Here is a 19,824-nt window from a genome sequence, read left to right as displayed (position 1 = left end):
GATCCGCAGGTTATCGGGCGTCTGCCAGGCGACCGGCTGCAAACGCCACATACCAGTCCAGGCACCCCGGGTTGGCCATCGCGTCCTTGTTCACCACCTTCTCGATGGGCTGGCCCAGCAGCAGTTTCTTGATCGGCAGCTCCTGCTTCTTGCCGCTCAAGGTGCGCGGCACCTCGGCCACGGCAAAGATGTCGTCGGGCACAAAGCGTGGGCTCAGGGCCGTGCGGATGGCCGCGTTGATGCGCTCGCGCAGTGTCTCGTCCAGCGCGTGGCCAGGGCGCAGCACCACAAACAGCGGCATGTAGCTTTCGCGGCCCAGGTATTCCAGGTCCACCACCAGGCTGTCGAGCACCTCGGGCAATGATTCGACCGCGCTGTAGATCTCACTCGTACCCATGCGCAGGCCGTGGCGGTTGATGGTGGCATCAGAGCGGCCGTAGATGACGCAGCCGCCGTTGGCGCCGATCTTGAGCCAGTCGCCATGGCGCCACACCGCGCCCATGCTGGCGGGGCCGTCGCCACCGCCGGGCTGGCGGCCGTGGCCTGCGGGGTACATGTCGAAGTAGCTCGACAGGTAGCGTGATCCGTCCTTGTCGCCCCACAGGTACAGGGGCATAGACGGAATGGGCTGCGCGCAGACCAGCTCGCCCACCTCGCTCATCACTGGCAAGCCCTCGGCATTCCAGGACTCCACCGCCGCGCCCAGCATGCGGCATTGCATCTCGCCGGGCACCTGGGGCATCTCGCGGTGGCCGCCGATGAAGGCGCCGCAAAAGTCGGTGCCACCGGAGATGTTGTTCCACCAGATGTCATGCGTGCCCAGCGCCTCGAACTGCGCCGTGCCCCATTGCTGCACCTCGGGCGATAGCGGCGAGCCCGTGGTGCCCAGCGCGCGGATGCGGCTCAGGTCGCCATAGTCCTTGAGCGTGATGCCCGCCTTCATGCAGTTGGCAAAAAACGCCGCGCCCGCGCCGAAAAAGGTCACGCCCGTCTCGGCCGCAAAGCGCCACAGCACGCCCCAGTCCGGGTGGTCCTTGCTGCTGCCGGGGTTGCCGTCGTAGATCACGCAGGTGGTGCCCGACAACAGGCCGCTGAGCTGCGCGTTCCACATCACCCAGCCGGTGGAGCTGTACCAGTGGTAGCGCTCGCCAAAGCTGTTGGGCTCGTAGCTGCAGCCGATGTCGTTGTGCAGCACCTTGAGCTGCAGCGCCACCAGCACCGTGCCGCCGTGGCCGTGCACGATGGGCTTGGGCAACCCTGTGGTGCCGCTCGAATAGACGATCCACAGCGGGTGGTCAAACGGCAGCCACATCGGCTCAAAGGCGGCGTTTTCAGCATCATTTCGGGCTGTAGCGCTTGTCCAACTTGCCCAACCAGCTATCGAAACAGAAGCATCCAGGTTACCCAGCAACACCGCGTGCTGCACGCTGGGCAGGGCCTCGCGCAGTTCGGCCAGCACGGTGCGGCGGTCGTGGTCGCGCCCGCCGTAGCTCACGCCGTCCACGCCGATCAGCACCTTGGGCTCGATCTGGCGAAAGCGGTCGAGCACCGCGTGGGTGCCCATGTCGGGCGCGCAGATGCTCCACACGCCGCCAATGCTCACCGTGGCCAGGAAAGCGATCATGGCCTCAGGCACATTGGGCAGGTAGGCGGCCACGCGGTCGCCGGGCTGGATGCCCTGGGCCTTGAGGTGCAGGGCCAGCGACGCGACCTGGCGCCGCAGCTCGGGCCAGCTCAGTTCGCGGTGGTGGCCTTTTTCATTGCGGCTGATGATGGCGGGCAGGCCTGCGGCATGCGCGGCATCCACATGGCGCAGCGCCTGGCGTGCGTAGTTGACCTGGGCGCCTGGGAACCACAACGCGCCGGGCATGGTGTTTTTGGCCAGCACGGCGGTGTGGGGGGTGGGCGACTCCAGCTTGAAGTAGTCCCAGATGCTTTGCCAAAAGGCGTCGAGATCGGTGGTGGACCAGCGCCAGAGGGCGTCGTAGCTGTCGAACTGCAGGCCACGCGTGTCGCGCAGCCAGTTCTGGTACAGGCGGATCTGGGGAATGAAAGGCAGGGTGTTTTGTTTTGTCTCCATGGCGACGCAGCGTACCAGCGCGCTGGGGTGTTGACCACGCCACGCCGTCTCCGAATTGACATGGCAAGCCACGCGACGGGCCATGCGGAATGTGCAGGGCAGATGGCCTGCGGACCGCACGCGCCAAAAGTCCCCGTCCGCAGGCACGTGCCAGGTGTGTGGCAGGTACCTATACTTCGCGCCACGGCCCGGCGGGGGCGTGGCACCGGGGCAGCGTGGTTGCGCCCTGCCAGCGCACCCCCGTGGCCGGGAATGCGCGCATGCGCGCTGTGGTCGATTTTTTTGTGGGGCCCCTGGCCCGTCGCTCTGATGCAAATGCTCCTGTCCGCCTGGCCCGTTCTGGCCCTGTTGTTGCCTGCACTGTGGCTGGTGTCGGCGCTTGTTTTTCTGGCCAAGGGCAACCGGCGGGCGTTTGCGCACCTGATGGCCCTGTTGGCCTGTTTTCTGATCGGCGCGCTGCTGATGGAGTTCTTCACCTTCATGGGCGCCCTCATGGCCCGCTCGGGCAGCCAGCACGCCACGCCCACGCTGGGCACCGGCACGCGCCAGTTGCTGGAGACGATGGCCAACCCGCGCTCCATCACCGCGCCGCCGCTGTCGCTGGCGGCTTTTGCGGCGTACAGCATCCCCGTGGCCTACCTGTGCCTGCTGGTCATCTGGGGGCTGCATCTGCGCGGCAAGAAGTCGGGTCCGGCCAAAAAGAAATCAGCCACCAAAACGCCGCGCAAGACGGCAAAAGCCTGAGTCGGCACAGCGGCGCTCGGGGCTGTTGCGGCCACATTTGGGCATTTTTGGCCTCCAGCGCTTTATCCATAAGCGCAAGCAGCTATTGATTACATAGCAAACCAGGCGCCGCGACTTGATGCAGGGCAAACCGTTGTGCGCCACAGGCGCCCACAATGGCCCGCTGCTTTTCCCTTGTTTTGTGCCATGACTCCACACAGCGACGTCCTCATCGTCGGCGCAGGCCCGGCCGGCCTGTCGCTGGCCGTTTCCCTCGCCCAGGCCGGTTTTGCCACCACCGTGGTCGAGCAGCAGAGCGACAGCGCGCTGGCCGCGCCCGCGCCTGATGGCCGCGAGATTGCCCTGACCCACCCCAGCAGAGACACCCTGCAGCGGCTGGGCAGCTGGGCGGGCCTTGCCGCCCACGAGGTCGGTGAAATCCGCGAAGCGCAGGTGCACGACGGCCCTGTGGGGCTGCACAGCGCCTTGCAGCTGCACACCCCGGGCGCACCCGGTGCCTCGGATACCACGGGGCACGGTGCGCTGGGTTTTATCGTGCCCAACTTCGCGCTGCGCCGCACCGCTTACGAGGTGGCGGCGCGCACCCGCGGCGTGCACATCATCAGCAACGCCCAGGTCACACGCGTGGCCACGCAGGGGGCCCAAGCCGAACTCGACTACCTGCCCGTGGGCGCGGCAAGTGACGCGGTGCCCGCCACACCCGCACAGCCCCAGCGCCTGTGCGCCCCGCTGCTGGTGGCGGCCGACAGCCGCTTCTCGGCCACCCGCCGCCAGCTGGGCATTGGTGCACAGATGAGCGACTTTGGCCGCACGGTCATTGTCAGCCGCATGCGCCACACCCTGCCCCATGGCAACGTGGCGCACGAGTGTTTTGGCTACGAACGCACGCTGGCCGTGCTGCCGCTGCCCGATGCACCCGACGGGCACCCCCTGTGTTCGGTGGTGGTCACTGCGGGCACGGCCGATGCCGCCGCCCTGATGGCGCTGAGCCCCGAGGCCTTCGCCGCCCAGGTGCAAGCGCAGTTCAACGGGCGCCTCGGCCCCATGGCACTGCAAGGCGAGCGCCACGCCTACCCTTTGGTGGCCACGTATGCACAGCGTTTTTCAGGCCACCGCTGTGCCTTGCTGGGCGATGCCGCCGTGGGCATGCACCCGGTCACGGCGCATGGCTACAACCTGGGCCTGGCCGGTGTGGAGCGGTTGACCGCCGCCCTGGTCAGCGCACGCCAGCAAGGGCAGGACATCGGCAGTACCGATGCCCTGGCCGTGTACGCCCGGGCGCACCACCGCCACGCCTGGCCGATCTACCAGGGCACCAATGCCATCGTGCGCCTGTACACCGACGCCCGCCCGGTGCCGCGCCTGCTGCGGCAGTTGGTGCTGCAGGGAGCCCGGCGCCTGCCGCCGCTGCAGGCCGCCATCGTGGGACAGCTGACAGGCAAGGCCCCCGCGTGGACGCGGTTGCTGGCGCCTGGGCCGACGGCAGACCTGCGCAAGGTGTAGCGGCCAGCGCCAACCTCTACGGGCTTTCGGACAGTGGCCCCTCAACATCCACACGGACAGCGACTTTTCAGCAGCACACACTCTGCAACTGGCGCAGCCCAAGCCAGTGCCACCGTGGAACTGGCTTTGCCAGGCCACGGGTGGCGTCCCCCTACGGGCGAAGGCGCCAAAGGCGACTCAGGGGGGCTTCAATCCTTCACGCCCAGCGTCGCCAGGCCATACAGTGGCGCGCCGAGCCAGGGGCGCCACAGCGTGTCCATGGCCATGCCCGCCCAGCCATATCCCTCCGCAGCGCTCTGCTCGCGCAACAGCTGCAGGCGCGGGTGCACAGCGGCCAGCTCGGCCATGCGGCCCACGCCCCAGCAAAACGCCGCGCCCGTGGGGCGCATGCTGGGGCAACGGGCAGCAAAGCCCACGGTATGGCGCGCCATCACATCCAGCACCATGCGCGACCCAGGGGGTGCGCACTGCGCAAACTCGGCCAGCACGGCGTTCGCCTGCTCGGGCTGCAAGTACATCAGCACCCCTTCACACACCAGCAGCACGGGAAGCACCGGCAGCCCATGGGCCGACTCAGGCAGCCCCAGCCGCTGCCACCAGCCCGGCTGCGCCAGGTCCACCTCGGCCTGGCGCGCGCGCGGGCAACGCAGGGGCAGCAACTGCTGGCGCAGCGCTATCACCTCGGGCAGATCGGCGTCCAGCCAGTGGTTGGCACCCGTATCCAACCATTGAAAGTGATGGGCCAGGCCGCACCCCAGGTTAACGCCCAGCGCGTGTGGATGCTCGGCAAAAAAGGCCCGCCCCGCCTCCTTGATGGAGCGGGTGCGCCACAGCACATTGAGCACCGTGGGCAAGTCGTCCAGGGTCGCATTCACGTCGGCGCCCAACTGGGTCAGCAACGCCTGGGCCACGGCATCGTGGCAATCGAGCCAGGGAAAATAACGCCCGCCATAGGCGCGCGCGGCCAGCGGGATCAGCAGGGTGCTGGGCACGGGGTGCAGTTGCGCGCGCTGCAGCAGGCTGGAGGCGCGGCCGGCCGGGCCTGCAGGTGGCGCAGGGCTGCGCGGCGGTCGGACACGGCGTCGGGCGGGGGGCTGCGGCACGGGGCGCTCCTCCAGTGGCAGCGGGCGCCACGGTTGCGTGGGATGCGTGGGATGCGGTATGGCCCAAAACACAGGCCTCGCGCCATTCTGAACGGTTTACCGCCGTCTGCGGTGAATGGCCGCAGCGCGTGCTGCGGTATGTCAAGGCGCTGGCGGGGCTTGCCGCCAGCGAGACGCTGAAAGTCTAGTCCTTGACCAGCGCCCACACCAACGCCACTCCCGCGGCCAGCAAATCCCCGGTGAACGAGCTGTCATCCACATCGCTGCTGCTGGTGAACGCACGCTTTTGGCGCTCACGCTCGGCACGCGTGCGGTCGCGTTCCAGGGCCACCAGGGCGTCGCCGATGTCCATGGGCGATGCAGGCGCCGCCGCAGAGGCCGTGGCGCGGGCGCCCGCCTGGGCGTAGCCCTCCATGGCGCGCACCACGGCCTGGGGGTCGATGAGGGAAAACGCGGCGCGGCAATAGGGGCAGGCGTGGTCCTTGCGGATGTCCACGGGGGCGCCGCAACTGGTGCAATAGATGGCACCCACGCGCTTGGCGAGGTCGTCGATCTCGGGCCGCGTCATGTGGCGCACAAAGCCCTTTTCGACCATGAATGACGAAAACGTGCTGAACCGGCCGTGCTGGCGCGCACAGCGATAGGTCATGTAGCGGCCACTGCGCACCAGATCAAAACCTTTCTCCAGCGGGCGCACGCAGCGCGGGCAGGCCATGTGGTCGCCCAGCGGCTGGTGCTGGTCCACACGGTGCTCATGCATCAGGCGAAACAGCTCGACCACCGAGGCAGGTGTGAGCTTGAGGTTTTCGTGCCGGTCAAACCACAGGCCCTGGCAGGCGAAGCAGATGTCCAGATCCAGCGTGTCGCCCAGATTGCTGGCGAACGAATGCGACTGCATGGGCTGGCGGCAGGAGGGGCACGAGGGAAATGACGGGCTGGGCGGTAGGAGTGGCATGTGGCTGTGCGATAAAAAAAGCGATGCAATCACCACCTTGGCCTTTCGCCGGGCCTGAAGGTGCGCTCAAATCGTAACCCGGCACGAATGCACACGGAACCGGGTCACCACACCGCGACAGCCACCGCTGCGCGGCGGTAGCATTCGCGCCTTAACCACAAGGAAGAACAACATGGGTTTCATGAACTGGCGGGTGCGAAGCGCGGAACAACTACAGCATGGCGGCGTGATCGCGCCGGACGAGCGGCTGCCCTGGCCGCAGACGGCGGTGATGGGCGTGCAGCACGTGATTGCCATGTTTGGCGCCACGGTGCTGGCCCCCATCCTGATGGGCTTTGACCCGAACGTGGCGATCTTGATGAGCGGCATCGGCACGCTGATCTTCTTCCTGATCACCGGCGGCAAGGTGCCCAGCTACCTGGGTTCGAGCTTCGCCTTCATCGGCGTGGTGATTGCAGCCACTGGTTATGCAGGCCAGGGGCCCAACGCCAACATCGCCGTGGCGCTGGGCGGCATCATTGCGTGCGGGCTGCTCTACACGCTGATCGGCGTGCTGGTGCAGGCCATCGGTACGGGCTGGATCGAACGCTTCATGCCGCCCGTGGTCACGGGTTCGGTCGTGGCGGTGATTGGCCTGAACCTGGCGGGCATTCCCATCAAGAACATGGCGGCCAGCAACTTTGACAGCTGGATGCAGGTGGTGACCTTTGTGAGCGTGGGCCTGGTGGCGGTGCTCACACGCGGCATGGTGCAGCGCCTGCTGATTTTGGTGGGGCTGATCGTGGCCAGCATCATCTACGCGGTGCTGACCAATGGCCTGGGCCTGGGCAAGCCCATGGACCTGTCTGCCCTGGCCAACGCCGCCTGGTTTGGCATGCCCCACTTTGCCACCCCGCAGTTCAGCGGCAATGCCATGCTGCTGATTGCACCCGTGGCCATCATCCTGGTGGCCGAGAACCTGGGCCACATCAAGGCTGTGACGGCCATGACGGGGCAGAACCTGGACCGCTTCATGGGCCGTGCGTTCATCGGCGATGGCATTGCCACCATGGTCAGCGGCAGCGCGGGCGGCACGGGCGTGACCACCTATGCCGAGAACATTGGCGTGATGGCAGCGACCAAGATCTATTCCACCGCCGTGTTTTTGCTGGCGGGCGTGTTTGCGCTGGTGCTGGGCTTTTCCCCCAAGTTCGGTGCGTTGATCCAGACCATTCCATTGCCGGTGATGGGTGGCGTGTCCATCGTGGTGTTTGGCCTGATCACCGTGGCCGGGGCCAAGATCTGGGTGGACAACAAGGTGGATTTTTCGCAGAACAAGAACCTCATCGTGGCAGCCATCACGCTGATCCTGGGCACGGGCGACTTCACGCTCAAGTTCGGCCAGTTTGCACTGGGCGGCATTGGCACGGCCACCTTCGGGGCGGTGTTGCTGTACGCGCTGCTCAACCGCAAGGGATGAGCCCTCAGGGGGCCAACGGACTGGTGCAGGGAGGCGGTCAAAAATGTAAGGGTTAACCCTTTATCTGTAAGGAACGCTTGCTAACATCTTTGGCACTTGTGGGGCCGCCCGTTCAACAAAGGGCTGCCCCTTTCCATTTTTGTGTGGAGCTTTCTTCATGACCTTGGCTCATCGGGTGCTGTACCCCGACTTTCTCTCTCGCACCCTGTCTGCCGACGAGGCAGCCGCCCTGATCCCCGCAGGCGCCAATGTGGGCATGAGCGGCTTCACCGGCGCGGGCTACCCCAAGGCGCTTCCGGCAGCCATCGCGGCCCATGCCAGGGCCGAACATGCAGCCGGCAAGCCCTACCGGATCAATGTATGGACGGGCGCATCCACCGCGCCGGAGGCCGACGGCGTGATGGCCGACGCCGATGCGATAGGCCAACGCCTGCCGTTCAACACCGATCCGATCGCGCGCAGGAAGATCAACGAAGGCTCGATCGATTTCATCGACATGCACCTGTCGCACGTGGCCCAGCATGCGTGGTTTGGCTTTCTGGGGCACATGCACGTTGCGGTGATCGAAGTGCTGGGCGTCACGGCCGACGGCCTGCTGATTCCCTCCACCTCCGTGGGCAACAACAAGACCTGGCTGGAGATTGCCGACAAGGTGATTCTGGAAGTGAACACCCGACTGCCCGCCGAGATGGAAGGCATGCACGACATCTACTACGGCACGGCCATCCCGCCGCGCCGCATGCCCATTCACATGACGCAGGCCGACGACCGCATTGGCGAGGCCTACCTGAAAGTGGACCCGGCCAAGGTGATCGCCGTGGTGGAAACGCACCGGGGCGACCGCGACAACGTATTTGCCGCGCCCGACGCGAACTCCAACCGCATTGCCCAGTACATCATCGACTTTCTCGCGCACGAGATGAAGATGGGCCGATTGCCCAAGGAAATGCTGCCCATCCAGTCGGGGGTGGGCAACGTGGCCAACGCCGTGCTGGCCGGTCTGCTGACGGGCCCGTTCGAGAACCTGCTGGGCTTCACCGAGGTGCTGCAGGACGGCATGCTGGACCTGCTGCGCGCGGGCAAGATGAGCAAGGCGTCTGCCACGGCGATTTCCCTGAGCCGCACGGCCTTTGAAGACTTCGAGAAGAACATCGACTTCTACCGCGAGCGCATCATCCTGCGGCCGCAGGAGATCTCCAACCACCCCGAGCTGGTGCGCCGCCTGGGCATCATTGCCATGAACTCGATGATCGAGGCCGACATCTACGGCAACATCAACTCCACACACATCATGGGCTCGGGGATGATGAACGGCATCGGCGGCTCGGGCGACTTTGCGCGCAATGGCTACCTGTCGTTCTTCGTGACGCCGTCGGTGGCCAAGGACGGCGCCATCAGCTGCATCGTGCCCATGGTCTCGCATGTGGACCACACCGAGCACGATACGCAGATCATCGTCACCGAGCAGGGCCTGGCCGACCTGCGCGGCCTGAGCCCCAAGCAACGCGCCCAGGTCATCATCGACCAGTGCGCCCACCCGGACTTTCGCCCTGCGTTGCATGACTACGTGGCCCGCGCCCAACGCAACCCCGTGGGCCAGCACACCCCCCATCTGCTGAACGAAGCCCTGTCGTGGCACCAGCGGTATGTAGACACAGGGTCGATGCGCCAGGACCTGCCCGTCTGAGCAGGCAAACCAAGCCGCCCGTCGGCCCGCCACCGGTTTGCGCAGGCGGGTGCATGGGCCCTGGCTAGAATTGGGGTTAACCCTAGGCCACACAGGCCCTACGCAGGTCTCCCCTCCGCTCCCGCACCAGCCCCTCTTCGGGGCTGGCTGCTTTTACTCAGGTCTTTGCCATGCAACGTCGTCAGTTCACCCATTCTCTCGTGGCCGCCAGTGCCGGTCTTGCCTTTGCCCCGTGGTCGCATGCCGTGGGTGTGCAGGACGCCATGGATGCCAAGGTGGTCACCATTGGCTGCTCGGTGGGCCTCACGGGTCCGCTGGCCAGCCTGGGGCGCGAACTCAAGCAGGGGCTGGATGCGGGCATCGCACAGGCCAACACGCGGGGCATCAACGGCCGCGAACTGAAGCTGCTGGCCATCGACGACGGCTATGACCCGGCCCGCTCGGAAGACAATGCGCGCAAACTGATTGCCGACAGCAACGTGGTGGCGCTTTTGTCGTGCATGGGCACGGCCAACAACCAGCGCATCCTGCCACTGGTGGATGAAGCGCAGATCCCCTACGTGGCCCCACAAAGCGGCGCCACGTCGCTGCGCAAAGCCGAATACCGCTCGGTGTTCCACGTGCGCGCCAGCTACTCGGACGAGGCCCAGCGGCTGACACAAAAGCTGGTGACCATGGGCATTTCGGACCTGGCCATCGTGTACCAGGACACGGCCTTTGGCCGCGAATTTCTGGCGGACGTGAAAAGCGCCCTGCTCGCCGCCAAACAGCCCGCCCCCAAAGCCTTCAAGCTCGACGCAGCGGGCGCGCAAGTCAACGACGTGGTCAAACAAGCCGTGGCCGCCAAGCCCAATGCGGTGCTGCTGGGCACAGCAGGGGACGTCTCGGCCACGCTGATCAACGAATTCAAGAAAGTCTCGCCCAGCACCCCGCTGGCTGCGACCAGCGTGGCCCTGAGCGGCGACAACCTGCGCCAGCTCGGTGGCAAGGCCTCGGGGGTGGCGCTGTCGATGGTGCTGCCCGATGCAGGACGCACCAGCGTGGCCCTGGTCCGCGAATACCAACGCGCCATGCGGGCACTGGGTTTTCAGGAGTTTTCGTCGCGCAGCTTTGAGGGGTATGTGAATGCGCGCGTGTTGACCGACGGGCTGGAACGCGCCGGCCGCGACCTGACCCGCGCCAAGCTACGCACGGCACTGGCCGGCATCCGCAACAGCGATCTCGGCGGCCTCACCATTGACTATGCGGGCAGCGCACCCTATGTGGGCTCGCGTTTCATGGACCTGGGGATTCTGGGCGCCAACGGCCGCTTCATCGGCTGACAAGCGCCCTGTGCGCACGGCCTGGCTGGAGAACACGGCCCCCGGAAATTCAGCACAATGGCACCACCCGGGAACGCTGTGAACAAAATGCTGACCCGGCAAGCCGCCGCCCGGGACACCCCGGCATTCTCATCTGGCGTGGTGCTGCACCAGCGTGCAGCACCACCTACTGCTTTGCCCACCACGCCATGCCCATCTGGAAAAAACCCATCGATCTGAGCACCCTCAACGCCACCAACGACCAGACCGCCTCGCAGCACCTGGGCATCGAGATCGTGGAGCTGGGTGACGATTTTCTGCGGGGCCGCGTGCCCGTAGACCACCGCACCAGGCAGCCGTTTGGCCTGCTGCACGGCGGCGTGAGTGTCGTACTGGCCGAGACCCTGGGCTCGCTGGGTGCCTATTACGCCAGCCCCGAGGGCCACAACGCGGTGGGCCTGGATATCAACGCCAACCACCTGCGCTCGGCCACCAGCGGCTGGGTGACCGGCACGGCACGACCCGTGCACCTGGGCCGCAGCACCCATGTGTGGGCGATCGAACTGGTCAACGAGGCAGGGGAGCTGACCTGCGTGTCGCGGCTGACCATGGCGATCCTGGCGCCGAAATAAAGTACATCCCCTTGAGGCGCTAACCGCTCGGTGCTGGTCGCCAGAGGCGACAGCTCTTCGGGCCGTCCAAGCCTGCGCAGGCAGGCTCGGAGCCGCGACCCTCAGCCCCTTCTCTCTGCGCGCTTCGCGCTCCGGGAAGGGGGACGCAGCCCTCGCGGCGGGGCGCCCCTTGCTCGGCTGCCCTGGCTTGGGCAGCGCCGGTTGCAAAGGCTGGGGTTGAATTTTGAGTGAAATCAGCCTCTATCGCTTATTGAATAAGCGCCAGCAGCTATCTATTCAGTAGCGTTCTGCTGCGCCAGGCGCTCGCTTTTCCAGTACACGTCATCACCGCCATCCATGCGGTTGAGCACGCGGGCGAGGACAAACATCAGGTCCGACAGGCGGTTGAGGTACTGGCGCGGCGCGTCGTTCAGGGCCTCTTCGTTACCCAGCGCCACCACCATGCGCTCGGCCCGCCGTGCCACGGTGCGGCACACGTGGGCTTGCGATGCGGCACGGGTGCCGGCTGGCAAGATGAATTCCTGCAATCGCGGCAGCGCCGCGTTGTGGTGAGCCAGGGCCTCGTCAAGCTGCAGCACCGCCTCGGGCTTGAGCAACTCAAACCCGGGGATCGACAGCTCGCCCCCCAGGTTGAACAGCTGGTGCTGTATCTCGACCAGCAGAACACGCACATCGCCCGGCAAGGGCTCGCACAGCAACAGGCCGATGTGTGAATTGAGTTCGTCCACATCGCCCAAGGCGTGGATGCGCACACTGTTTTTGGACACACGTTCATTGTTGCCCAGGCCCGTGGTGCCTGCATCGCCGGTGCGCGTTGCGATCTGAGTGAGTCGGTTGCCCATGATGGTGCCCTGGTTGCGTGGTGCTTGGTGGTGAGGGAGTGGCACGGACAACGGTGGCGCAGCCCGCGGCAAGGAATGCACTATTTTCCGCCAGCCTCTCATTGCCGTGCCTAAAGCCCACAGACAGAGCACAGCACGCCCACAAAGCACCGACCAGAAACGCTTCACCGGGCCGCACCCGGCAGGCACGCAGGCAGGCCGTGCGCTCAGGTTTTCGTGCGATGCCATGGAGGCAAGCGGCGTACGTCTCGCTACATCATCGCGACACAGCGACATAAACAGCGCCTTTGCCGTTACACCGCGCTGGCAAATGTTGATCAAGGCAACAGCAGGCAAGAGTGCTGGCGTCCATCGCCATGCTGCGGTGCAATGCACTTCTGTTCAACTTCGAAGGAGCTTAGCTTCCATGAAAGCACTGCAACGACGCACTTATTCGTTCGACACACGCAGCGTGATGCTTTTCGCGGCCCTCTCGCTTGGCGGCGCGGGTGCGATGCACGCACAAGCACAAACCTCTTCATCAGGCCCTCAATTTGGTCCCGGGAGCAAAACAACCTCGCAGGCCGCTCCCTCCTATTCCGTGGGCCCCGGTTCATCCCATCCCGCAGTTGCCGCTGCTTCCGCCTTTGATCGCGCCGATAGCGACAAGGATGGCCAACTGAACGCCAAGGAGGCCACCAAGCTGCCTGCGATCAGTCAACGCTTCAACGAACTCGATACCGACAAAAGCGGAACGCTGTCCCGCGCCGAATTCGACAAGGGAGTCAACTCCTGATACTGACCCTCCCTATGAACTTCCTCTGAGGCAGTCATGCCAGAGCAGGAGGCGCAACTACCCATCCGTTAGCAGGTCGTAGACCTCTTGAGCCCGCCCACACTGGAACTCCAGGGTGTGGGCGGGCTCTCGTTTTGTGCATCCACGGACTGCCGCTTTTCGCAGCGCAGGTTGCCGCCAATGGCCCCGGCGCTCAGTCGTGCAACGACGACAAAAACTGCTGCAACTCAGGCGTTTTCGGGCTACCAAACAAATCCGCCGGAGAGCCCTGCTCATGCACCCGCCCCTGGTGCATGAAGATCACGCGGTCGCTCACCTTGCGCGCAAACGCCATCTCGTGCGTGACCATCATCAGCGTCATGCCTTCTTGCGCCAGCGACTCCACCACGCGCAGCACTTCGCCCACAAGCTCCGGGTCGAGCGCCGAGGTGATCTCATCGCACAGCAGCACCTGCGGCTCCATCGCCAGTGCACGCGCAATGGCTACGCGCTGCTGCTGTCCGCCAGAGAGCTGGTCGGGCATGGCGTCAAACTTTTCGGCCAGGCCTACGCGCTCGAGCAGCTTGCGCGCCTGCACTGCAGCGGTGGCCGCATCGCGCGCCTTGACCAGCGTGGGGGCCAGCATGATGTTGCGGCCCACCGAAAGGTGCGGGAACAGGTTGAAGCTCTGAAAGATCATGCCCACCTGCTGGCGCAGCGCGCGCATGGCGGTGGGGCTCTCGTGCATGAGCTTCTGGCCGTCCACGCTGAGCGCACCTTCCTGGAACACTTCCAGCCCGTTCACGCAGCGCAGCAGCGTGCTCTTGCCCGAGCCGCTCTTGCCGATGATGGCGATCACCTCGCCCTTGCGCACCTTGAGGTCGATACCTTTGAGCACCTCGTTCGTGCCATAGGACTTGCGCAGCGCCGTGATCTCGACGATGGGCCGGCCCACGGGCGAAGCGTCTTTGGCGGCCGCAGGGGATGTGCTGGTTTCAGTGGCGGTTGCCATGGAGTTTCCTTTCAAGGAACTGCGCCACCAGGCTGACCGGGAAGCACAAGAAAAAGTACAACAGGGCCACGCAGGCATAGACGAGGAAGGGCTTGTAGGTGGCGTTGGAGATCATGCTGCCGGCCTTGGTCAGCTCCACAAACCCAATCACCGACGCCAGCGCCGTGCCCTTGATCACCTGCACCAGAAAGCCCACCGTGGGCGGCACCGCAATGCGCAGCGCCTGCGGCAGCACCACGTGGCGCAATTGCTCGCCAAAGTTGAGCGCCAGGCTCTGCGCCGCCTCCCACTGGCCCTTGGGGATGGAGGCCACGCAGCCATGCCAGATCTCGGTGAGGTAGGCGCTGGTGTAGAGCGTGAGCGCCACGGCGGCGGCCGTCCACGGCGAGGTCTGGATGCCAAACAGCGCAATGCCGAAGTACGCGAGGAACAGCTGCATGAGCAGTGGTGTGCCCTGGAACACCTGCACATAGGCGCCCACCGCGCGGTCGGTGCCACGCAGTTTGGACAGCCGCAGCACCAGCAGCACCAGGCCCACCAGGCCGCCGCCGATGAAGGCGATGAGGGAGAGAGATACCGTCCAGCGCGCTGCCAGCAGCAGGTTGCGCAGGATGTCCCACAGAGAGAATTCGACCATGGCGGCTTACCTCCCGACCAAGAAACGTGCGCCCACCCACATCAGCAGGCGGCGGGTGAGCATGGACAGCACCAGGTACACCAGCGTGGCCAGGATGAAGGCCTCGAACGCGCGGAAGGTGTTGCTCGAAATCAGGTTGGCCGCATAGCTCAGCTCGGGCGTGGAGATTTGCCCACACACCGCCGAGCCCAGCATCACGATGATGATCTGGCTCACCATGGCGGGCCACACCTTTTGCAGTGCCGGCGGCAGCACCACGCGGCGGAAGGTCTGGCCCGGCGTGAGCGCCAGGCTGTGTGCCGCCTCGATCTGGCCGCGCGGCGTGGCCTCGATACCGGCCCGGATGATCTCGGCCGAGTACGCCCCGAGGTTGATCACCATGGCCAGCACCGAGGCGAACTCGGGCGACAGCTTGAGCCCCATGGCGGGCAGCCCGAAGAACAGGAAGAACAGCTGCACGATGAAGGGCGTGTTGCGCACCAGCTCCACATAGCTGGCCACCACCCAGCGCAGGGCCAAGGGCCGGTGACCCAGGTTGCGGGCACGTGCCCAGGCACAGGCCGTGCCCAACAGCAGGCCCAGCACGGTGCCCACGATGGTGAGGCCGATGGTCCAGAGCACGCCGCGCACCAGCAACGGCCACGACACGAGGACGGCAGAAAAATCGAGCGCAATCAGCATGCTTGTGCCCTGCGCCGCTTGTCGCGCCACAGGCCCTTGGGTTTCAGCGGTTCATCCTGTGCGCAGCATCACAGAGGCAGGTCGCCCGCAGGGCGGCCCAGCCACTTGCTCGACAGTTTGTCGATGTCACCCGACTTCTTCGCCTCGGCAATGATCTCGTTCACGCGCAGGCGCAGCTTGTCTTCGCCCTTGGCTACGCCGATGAAGTTGGGGCTGTCCTTGAGCAGCAGCTTGTATTCGGTGGCCAGGTTGGGGTTCTTCATCATGATGGTCCCGGCCGTTGACGCGCTGGTAGCAATGGCCTGCGTCTGGCCCGACACGAAGGCCGAGATGCTGGCGGCATGGTCCTCGAAGCGCTTCACGTCCACGCCAGCGGGCACCACCTTGCCCAGCTCCTGGTCTTCCATAGCGCCGCGTGTCACGGCCACCGACTTGCCCGCCAGGTCGGCAAAACTCTTGATGATCAGGCTCTTGCTCGCGAACACGGCCTGGAAAAACGGTGCGTAGGCAGCGGTGAAGTCGATCACCTTCTCGCGCTCGGGGTTCTTGCCCAGCGTGGAGATAACAAGGTCCGCCTTCTGCGTCTGCAGATAAGGAATGCGGTTGGCGCTGGTCACGGGGATCAGCTCGACCTTCACGCCCAGCTTGGCGGCGATATAGCCGGCCATCTCCACGTCCAGGCCCTGGGGCTTGAGGTCGGTGCCAACAAAGCCGTAGGGCGGGTAGTCGGTGGGGATGGCGATCTTGATTTCTTTGGCCTTGAGGATGTTGTCCAGCGCGTTCTGCGCATGCGCGGCGGGTGTCAGCAGCGCGGCCGACAGGCCGACGGCGGCCAGCAGGCCCAGGGTGGAACGGCGGGTGGTGGCACGGGTGGCGGTGGCACGGAGGGTCATAGCAGGGCTCCTAGGTAGGTGGATGCGTTGTCGGACGGTGGGGAAACGGGTTTCTTGGCAATTGCCTTGCTCGGTGCCCGAACCTTGGCGGGCCCGGCAGCGGGTGCCGAGGCGCTCTTGCGCACGGGCGCCAGCGCATCGCGCAGCTCGGCCAGCGGGTCGTGGCTCGCCTGCAGGCGCAGCGCGTCCTGGACGGTGCCGATGTGTTCGGACATGAGGACCTCGGCGCGGGCGATGTCGCCGGCCTCCAGCGCCTCGACGATGCGCACGTGGTCGGCGCACGACTGCGCCGCGTCATGCGAGGACTGGTAGAGCATGGCGATCAGCGTGGTGCGCGCCGTGAAGTCGCGCAGCGTGTCGGCCAGCAGGCTGTTGCCCAGGCATTCGGCCAGGCACACGTGAAAGTCGCCCAGCAAAAAGCTGCGCACCCCCACATCGGCGCCCGCCAGGGCGGCCTTTTCGCGCTGCAGGTGGCTCTTGAGCTGCCGCACGGCGGCCTTGTCCACGGCCTTGAGCTGGTGCAACAGGCCCAGCTCGATCACGCGGCGCGCCTCGAAGGCCTCGCGGGCTTCGTCTTCCGAGGGCTCGATCACATACCAGCCGCGCCGCGCGCTCACCGTAACGATGCCGCGTGTGGACAGCCGCGTGAGCGCCTCGCGCACGATGGTGCGGCTGCAATCGAACAGCATCGCCAGTTGCTGCTCGCCCAGGCGGGAGCCCGGGGCGAGTTTTTGCGCCATCACGGCTTCGATGATGCGGTTGCTGATCTCGGTGGCGGTGGTCATTGCCTGCGGTATCGCAGGTTCCGTGCCAACTGGTATACAAGTGCGATGCACCACTGTGGCGCACCAACGCATCCCGCCCCCCTGCCCTGGCCACGCGTGCACAGGGCGCGTGCCTCACGATGGCGGCGCCCGCCCACCACTCCCACCACCCCCGCCTCTTTTGTTCGCCCCGCTTGGTGCCTCTTTACCCAATCTCCACAAGTTCTCCTCAATTGATTTGTAGGCTCTGCACCACTTTTGACCCATGCACTACAAGGAAACACGCCGTGTCCCACCCTACGCCAATCGACTCTGCAGCACTTGCACACGCCCCCGGGCGACGCCGCCTGCTGGTATCTGCACTGGGGTTGATCGGCAGCGGCGGCCTGCTGACTCTGGCGGGTTGCGGCGGCGGGCTTGGCAGCGAAGCCAACGTGCGGTTCATCAACGCCACGGTGGATGACACCCAGGCGGACTTCTATCTGGGCAGCACCCAGGAGGTCTCCAAGCTCTCCAACGGCGGCTCCATCACCAGCTGGCGCACCGTGGATGCCGACTCCACCCAGTTTGCTCTGTACAACGGCGGGGGCTCGTCAGCGCAGCTCACGGAAACACGAACGCTGGACGAAGACAGCTACACGAGCGTGCTGGCGTATGGCTCACTGGCCAACAACATGAAATTTCGCTTTTTTGCCGAGACCAACAGCAGCGCAGGCAGCGGCAGCGTGAAGGTGCGCCTGTTTCACGCGGCTGAAAGCCTGACGGGCCTGGACCTTTACGTCACCAACACCACAAGCCTGAGCGGCTTGAGCCCGACGGCCACCGTGAGTGCCTATGGAGAGCTGAGTGACTTTGGAACACTCAATGCGGGCACCTACCGCATCCGCCTCACCACCAAAAATGACCAGAGCAACGTGCTGTTCGACTACACCACGCAGATCAACCTGTCGAGCACCTCGGTGCACACGCTGGTGGTGGTGCCACGCCCCAGCGGCTCATACCCCAACGTGAGTGCGCTGCAAGAAAAGGGCGACTCGGCCTTGCTGGCCAACGCGCTGGCGACCAGCTGACCAGACAACCCGCGCCAAGGCGCGTGGGGTGCAAGCAGGTGCATGCCCCGCGCGCTTGGCGCGTTGGGTGCGAAAGCATGCGAGCGCCGCCCGTGTGCACACACACTGCCCATCTCCCCCATGGACGTGACGGGGCCTTTGGTAGCGCCGAGACCCTGGTGGTATTCTTTTCGGCTTACCCAGGAGACCCGCCCATGAACGCCCCCACCGCTGCCGCCCACCTGCTGCCCGAAATCAAACTGCGCGACGTGCCCCCCGCACTCATCGACGCACTGCAGGCCCGCTTTGGTGCGCAGTGCTCGCTGGCACAGGCGGTGCGCGAGCAGCATGGCCGCGACGAAGGCTCGCTGCAGGCACCACCGCCCTCGGCCGTGGTGTTTGCCGAGAGCACGCAGGACGTGGCCGATGCGGTCAAGCTGACCAGTCAATACGAAGTGCCGGTCATCCCCTACGGCGCAGGCTCGTCGCTCGAAGGCCACCTGCTGGCCGTGCAGGGCGGCATCAGTATCGACGTGAGCCGCATGAACCAGGTGCTGAGCATCAATGCCGAAGACCTCACGGTGACGGTGCAGCCCGGCATCACGCGCAAAGCCTTGAACGAGGCCATCAAGGACACGGGCCTGTTCTTCCCCATCGACCCCGGTGCCGACGCCAGCATCGGCGGCATGTGCGCCACCCGCGCCAGCGGCACCAACGCCGTGCGCTACGGCACCATGCGCGAGAACGTGCTGGCGCTGCAAGTGGTCACTGCCAGCGGCGAAGTCATCCACACCGGCACCCGTGCCAAAAAGAGCAGCGCGGGCTACGACCTCACGCGCCTGATGGTGGGCAGCGAGGGCACGCTGGGCATCATGACCGAGATCACCGTGCGCCTGTACCCCCTGCCCGAGGCGGTCAGCGCCGCCATCTGCTCCTTCCCCAGCATCGAAGCGGCCGTGCGCACCACCATCCAGACCATCCAGCTGGGCGTGCCCATTGCCCGCGTGGAGCTGATTGACCGCCACACCGTGCGCATGGTCAACGCCCACAGCAAGCTAGGCCTGCACGAAGAACCCATGCTGCTGATGGAGTTCCACGGCTCGCCCGCCAGCGTGAAGGAGCAGGCCGAAACCGTACAGGACATTGCCAACGAATTTGGCGGCCAGGCCTTTGAATGGGCCAGCACGCCCGAGGAACGCACCCGCCTGTGGACCGCCCGGCACAACGCCTACTTTGCCGCCGTGCAAAGCCGCCCCGGCTGCCGCGCCATCAGCACCGACACCTGCGTGCCCATCAGCCGCCTGGCCGACTGCCTGCTCGAATCGGTGGACGAGGTGGAAGGCAGCGGCATCCCCTACTTCCTCGTCGGCCACGTGGGCGACGGCAACTTCCACTTCGGCTACCTCATCGACCCCAACAGCGCCGAAGAACGCACGAAGGCCGAAGCCATGAACCACACCCTGGTCGCCCGGGCCCTGAGCATGGGCGGCACCTGCACGGGTGAGCACGGTGTGGGCATTCACAAGATGGGCTTTTTGCTGGACGAAACCGGCGCAGGCGCGGTGGACATGATGCGTGCCATCAAGCGCGCGCTGGACCCGAAGAACATCCTGAACCCGGGGAAGATTTTTGCACTGTGAAGCAGCAGCCGAACTTCAGAACAACAGCGCCGCTTGCGGCGCTTTTTTCATGCTCGTTAAGCCTCTCACGTCGGCCATAGACAAGGGA

General features: G+C 65.5%; 18 protein-coding genes. 9 read left to right on the top strand and 9 right to left on the bottom strand.

The window, feature by feature from the left end:
- Positions 1–10 precede the first annotated feature (10 nt).
- Positions 11–2,080, bottom strand: coding sequence for an acetoacetate--CoA ligase (locus KI609_RS00600; protein WP_226445913.1), 2,070 nt, complete (start codon positions 2,078–2,080; stop codon positions 11–13).
- A 309-nt stretch (positions 2,081–2,389) separates the two neighbouring features.
- On the opposite strand from KI609_RS00600, the gene KI609_RS00595 reads away from it, so the two are divergent.
- Both KI609_RS00595 and ubiM read left to right on the top strand, forming a co-directional pair.
- Positions 2,390–2,824, top strand: a complete 435-nt coding sequence (locus KI609_RS00595; RefSeq protein WP_226445912.1) for a hypothetical protein — start codon at positions 2,390–2,392, stop codon at positions 2,822–2,824.
- Between the two features lie 186 nt (positions 2,825–3,010).
- Complete coding sequence (gene ubiM, locus KI609_RS00590; RefSeq protein WP_226445911.1) at positions 3,011–4,327, top strand: 5-demethoxyubiquinol-8 5-hydroxylase UbiM; 1,317 nt, start codon at positions 3,011–3,013, stop codon at positions 4,325–4,327.
- 188 nt (positions 4,328–4,515) lie between these two features.
- Here the strand turns inward: ubiM and KI609_RS00585 are convergent, their stop codons facing one another.
- Positions 4,516–5,430 (bottom strand): class I SAM-dependent methyltransferase, encoded by a 915-nt coding sequence (locus KI609_RS00585; RefSeq protein WP_226445910.1) that lies wholly within the window; start codon positions 5,428–5,430, stop codon positions 4,516–4,518.
- A gap of 184 nt (positions 5,431–5,614) precedes the next feature.
- Positions 5,615–6,385 (bottom strand): zf-TFIIB domain-containing protein, encoded by a 771-nt coding sequence (locus tag KI609_RS00580; protein ID WP_226445909.1) that lies wholly within the window; start codon positions 6,383–6,385, stop codon positions 5,615–5,617.
- Between the two features lie 172 nt (positions 6,386–6,557).
- Between KI609_RS00580 and KI609_RS00575 the strand changes: the two genes are divergently transcribed.
- The 4 genes from KI609_RS00575 to KI609_RS00560 all read left to right on the top strand — a co-directional run bounded on the left by KI609_RS00575 (position 6,558) and on the right by KI609_RS00560 (position 11,464).
- A complete protein-coding gene (locus KI609_RS00575; protein WP_226445908.1) occupies positions 6,558–7,844 on the top strand; it encodes a solute carrier family 23 protein in 1,287 nt (428 codons plus the stop codon).
- 157 nt (positions 7,845–8,001) lie between these two features.
- Positions 8,002–9,531 (top strand): acetyl-CoA hydrolase/transferase family protein, encoded by a 1,530-nt coding sequence (locus tag KI609_RS00570; RefSeq protein ID WP_226445907.1) that lies wholly within the window; start codon positions 8,002–8,004, stop codon positions 9,529–9,531.
- Positions 9,532–9,701: 170 nt separating this feature from the next.
- Complete coding sequence (locus tag KI609_RS00565; protein WP_226445906.1) at positions 9,702–10,853, top strand: ABC transporter substrate-binding protein; 1,152 nt, start codon at positions 9,702–9,704, stop codon at positions 10,851–10,853.
- 188 nt (positions 10,854–11,041) lie between these two features.
- The gene (locus KI609_RS00560; protein ID WP_226445905.1) at positions 11,042–11,464 is read left to right on the top strand and encodes a hotdog fold thioesterase; all 423 of its coding nucleotides are present in this window, start codon (positions 11,042–11,044) and stop codon (positions 11,462–11,464) included.
- 272 nt (positions 11,465–11,736) lie between these two features.
- On the opposite strand, the gene KI609_RS00555 is transcribed toward KI609_RS00560, so the two are convergent.
- Complete coding sequence (locus KI609_RS00555) at positions 11,737–12,306, bottom strand: cob(I)yrinic acid a,c-diamide adenosyltransferase (RefSeq protein WP_226445904.1); 570 nt, start codon at positions 12,304–12,306, stop codon at positions 11,737–11,739.
- Positions 12,307–12,712: 406 nt separating this feature from the next.
- Here KI609_RS00555 and KI609_RS00550 point away from each other — a divergent pair, with 406 nt between their 5' ends.
- On the top strand, positions 12,713–13,081 hold the full coding sequence (locus tag KI609_RS00550) for an EF-hand domain-containing protein (RefSeq protein ID WP_226445903.1): 369 nt from the start codon (positions 12,713–12,715) through the stop codon (positions 13,079–13,081).
- Between the two features lie 193 nt (positions 13,082–13,274).
- Here KI609_RS00550 and KI609_RS00545 read toward each other — a convergent pair whose 3' ends face one another.
- The 5 genes from KI609_RS00545 to KI609_RS00525 form a co-directional block, all read right to left on the bottom strand.
- Entirely contained in the window at positions 13,275–14,072 is a 798-nt protein-coding gene (locus KI609_RS00545) for an amino acid ABC transporter ATP-binding protein (RefSeq protein ID WP_319003122.1), read from the bottom strand.
- On the bottom strand, positions 14,056–14,709 hold the full coding sequence (locus tag KI609_RS00540) for an amino acid ABC transporter permease (protein ID WP_226445902.1): 654 nt from the start codon (positions 14,707–14,709) through the stop codon (positions 14,056–14,058). Before KI609_RS00540 ends, KI609_RS00545 begins: the two co-directional genes overlap by 17 nt.
- A gap of 6 nt (positions 14,710–14,715) precedes the next feature.
- The gene (locus tag KI609_RS00535) at positions 14,716–15,390 is read right to left on the bottom strand and encodes an amino acid ABC transporter permease (protein ID WP_226445901.1); all 675 of its coding nucleotides are present in this window, start codon (positions 15,388–15,390) and stop codon (positions 14,716–14,718) included.
- Positions 15,391–15,458: 68 nt separating this feature from the next.
- Complete coding sequence (locus tag KI609_RS00530) at positions 15,459–16,283, bottom strand: transporter substrate-binding domain-containing protein (RefSeq protein ID WP_226445900.1); 825 nt, start codon at positions 16,281–16,283, stop codon at positions 15,459–15,461.
- Positions 16,280–17,068: a GntR family transcriptional regulator gene (locus tag KI609_RS00525; RefSeq protein WP_226445899.1), complete on the bottom strand. Its 789-nt coding sequence runs from the start codon at positions 17,066–17,068 to the stop codon at positions 16,280–16,282. The genes KI609_RS00530 and KI609_RS00525 overlap by 4 nt, the downstream gene beginning before the upstream one ends.
- Positions 17,069–17,334: 266 nt before the next feature.
- On the opposite strand from KI609_RS00525, the gene KI609_RS00520 reads away from it, so the two are divergent.
- The gene (locus tag KI609_RS00520; RefSeq protein ID WP_226445898.1) at positions 17,335–18,117 is read left to right on the top strand and encodes a DUF4397 domain-containing protein; all 783 of its coding nucleotides are present in this window, start codon (positions 17,335–17,337) and stop codon (positions 18,115–18,117) included.
- 194 nt (positions 18,118–18,311) lie between these two features.
- Positions 18,312–19,736 (top strand): FAD-binding oxidoreductase, encoded by a 1,425-nt coding sequence (locus tag KI609_RS00515; protein ID WP_226445897.1) that lies wholly within the window; start codon positions 18,312–18,314, stop codon positions 19,734–19,736.
- The last annotated feature ends 88 nt before the right edge of the window (positions 19,737–19,824 follow it).

Origin of the sequence: Acidovorax radicis, from assembly GCF_020510705.1 — a bacterium.
Classification (GTDB): Bacteria; Pseudomonadota; Gammaproteobacteria; order Burkholderiales; family Burkholderiaceae_C; genus Acidovorax; species Acidovorax radicis_A.
This window is presented reverse-complemented; position numbering and strand designations above follow the sequence as displayed.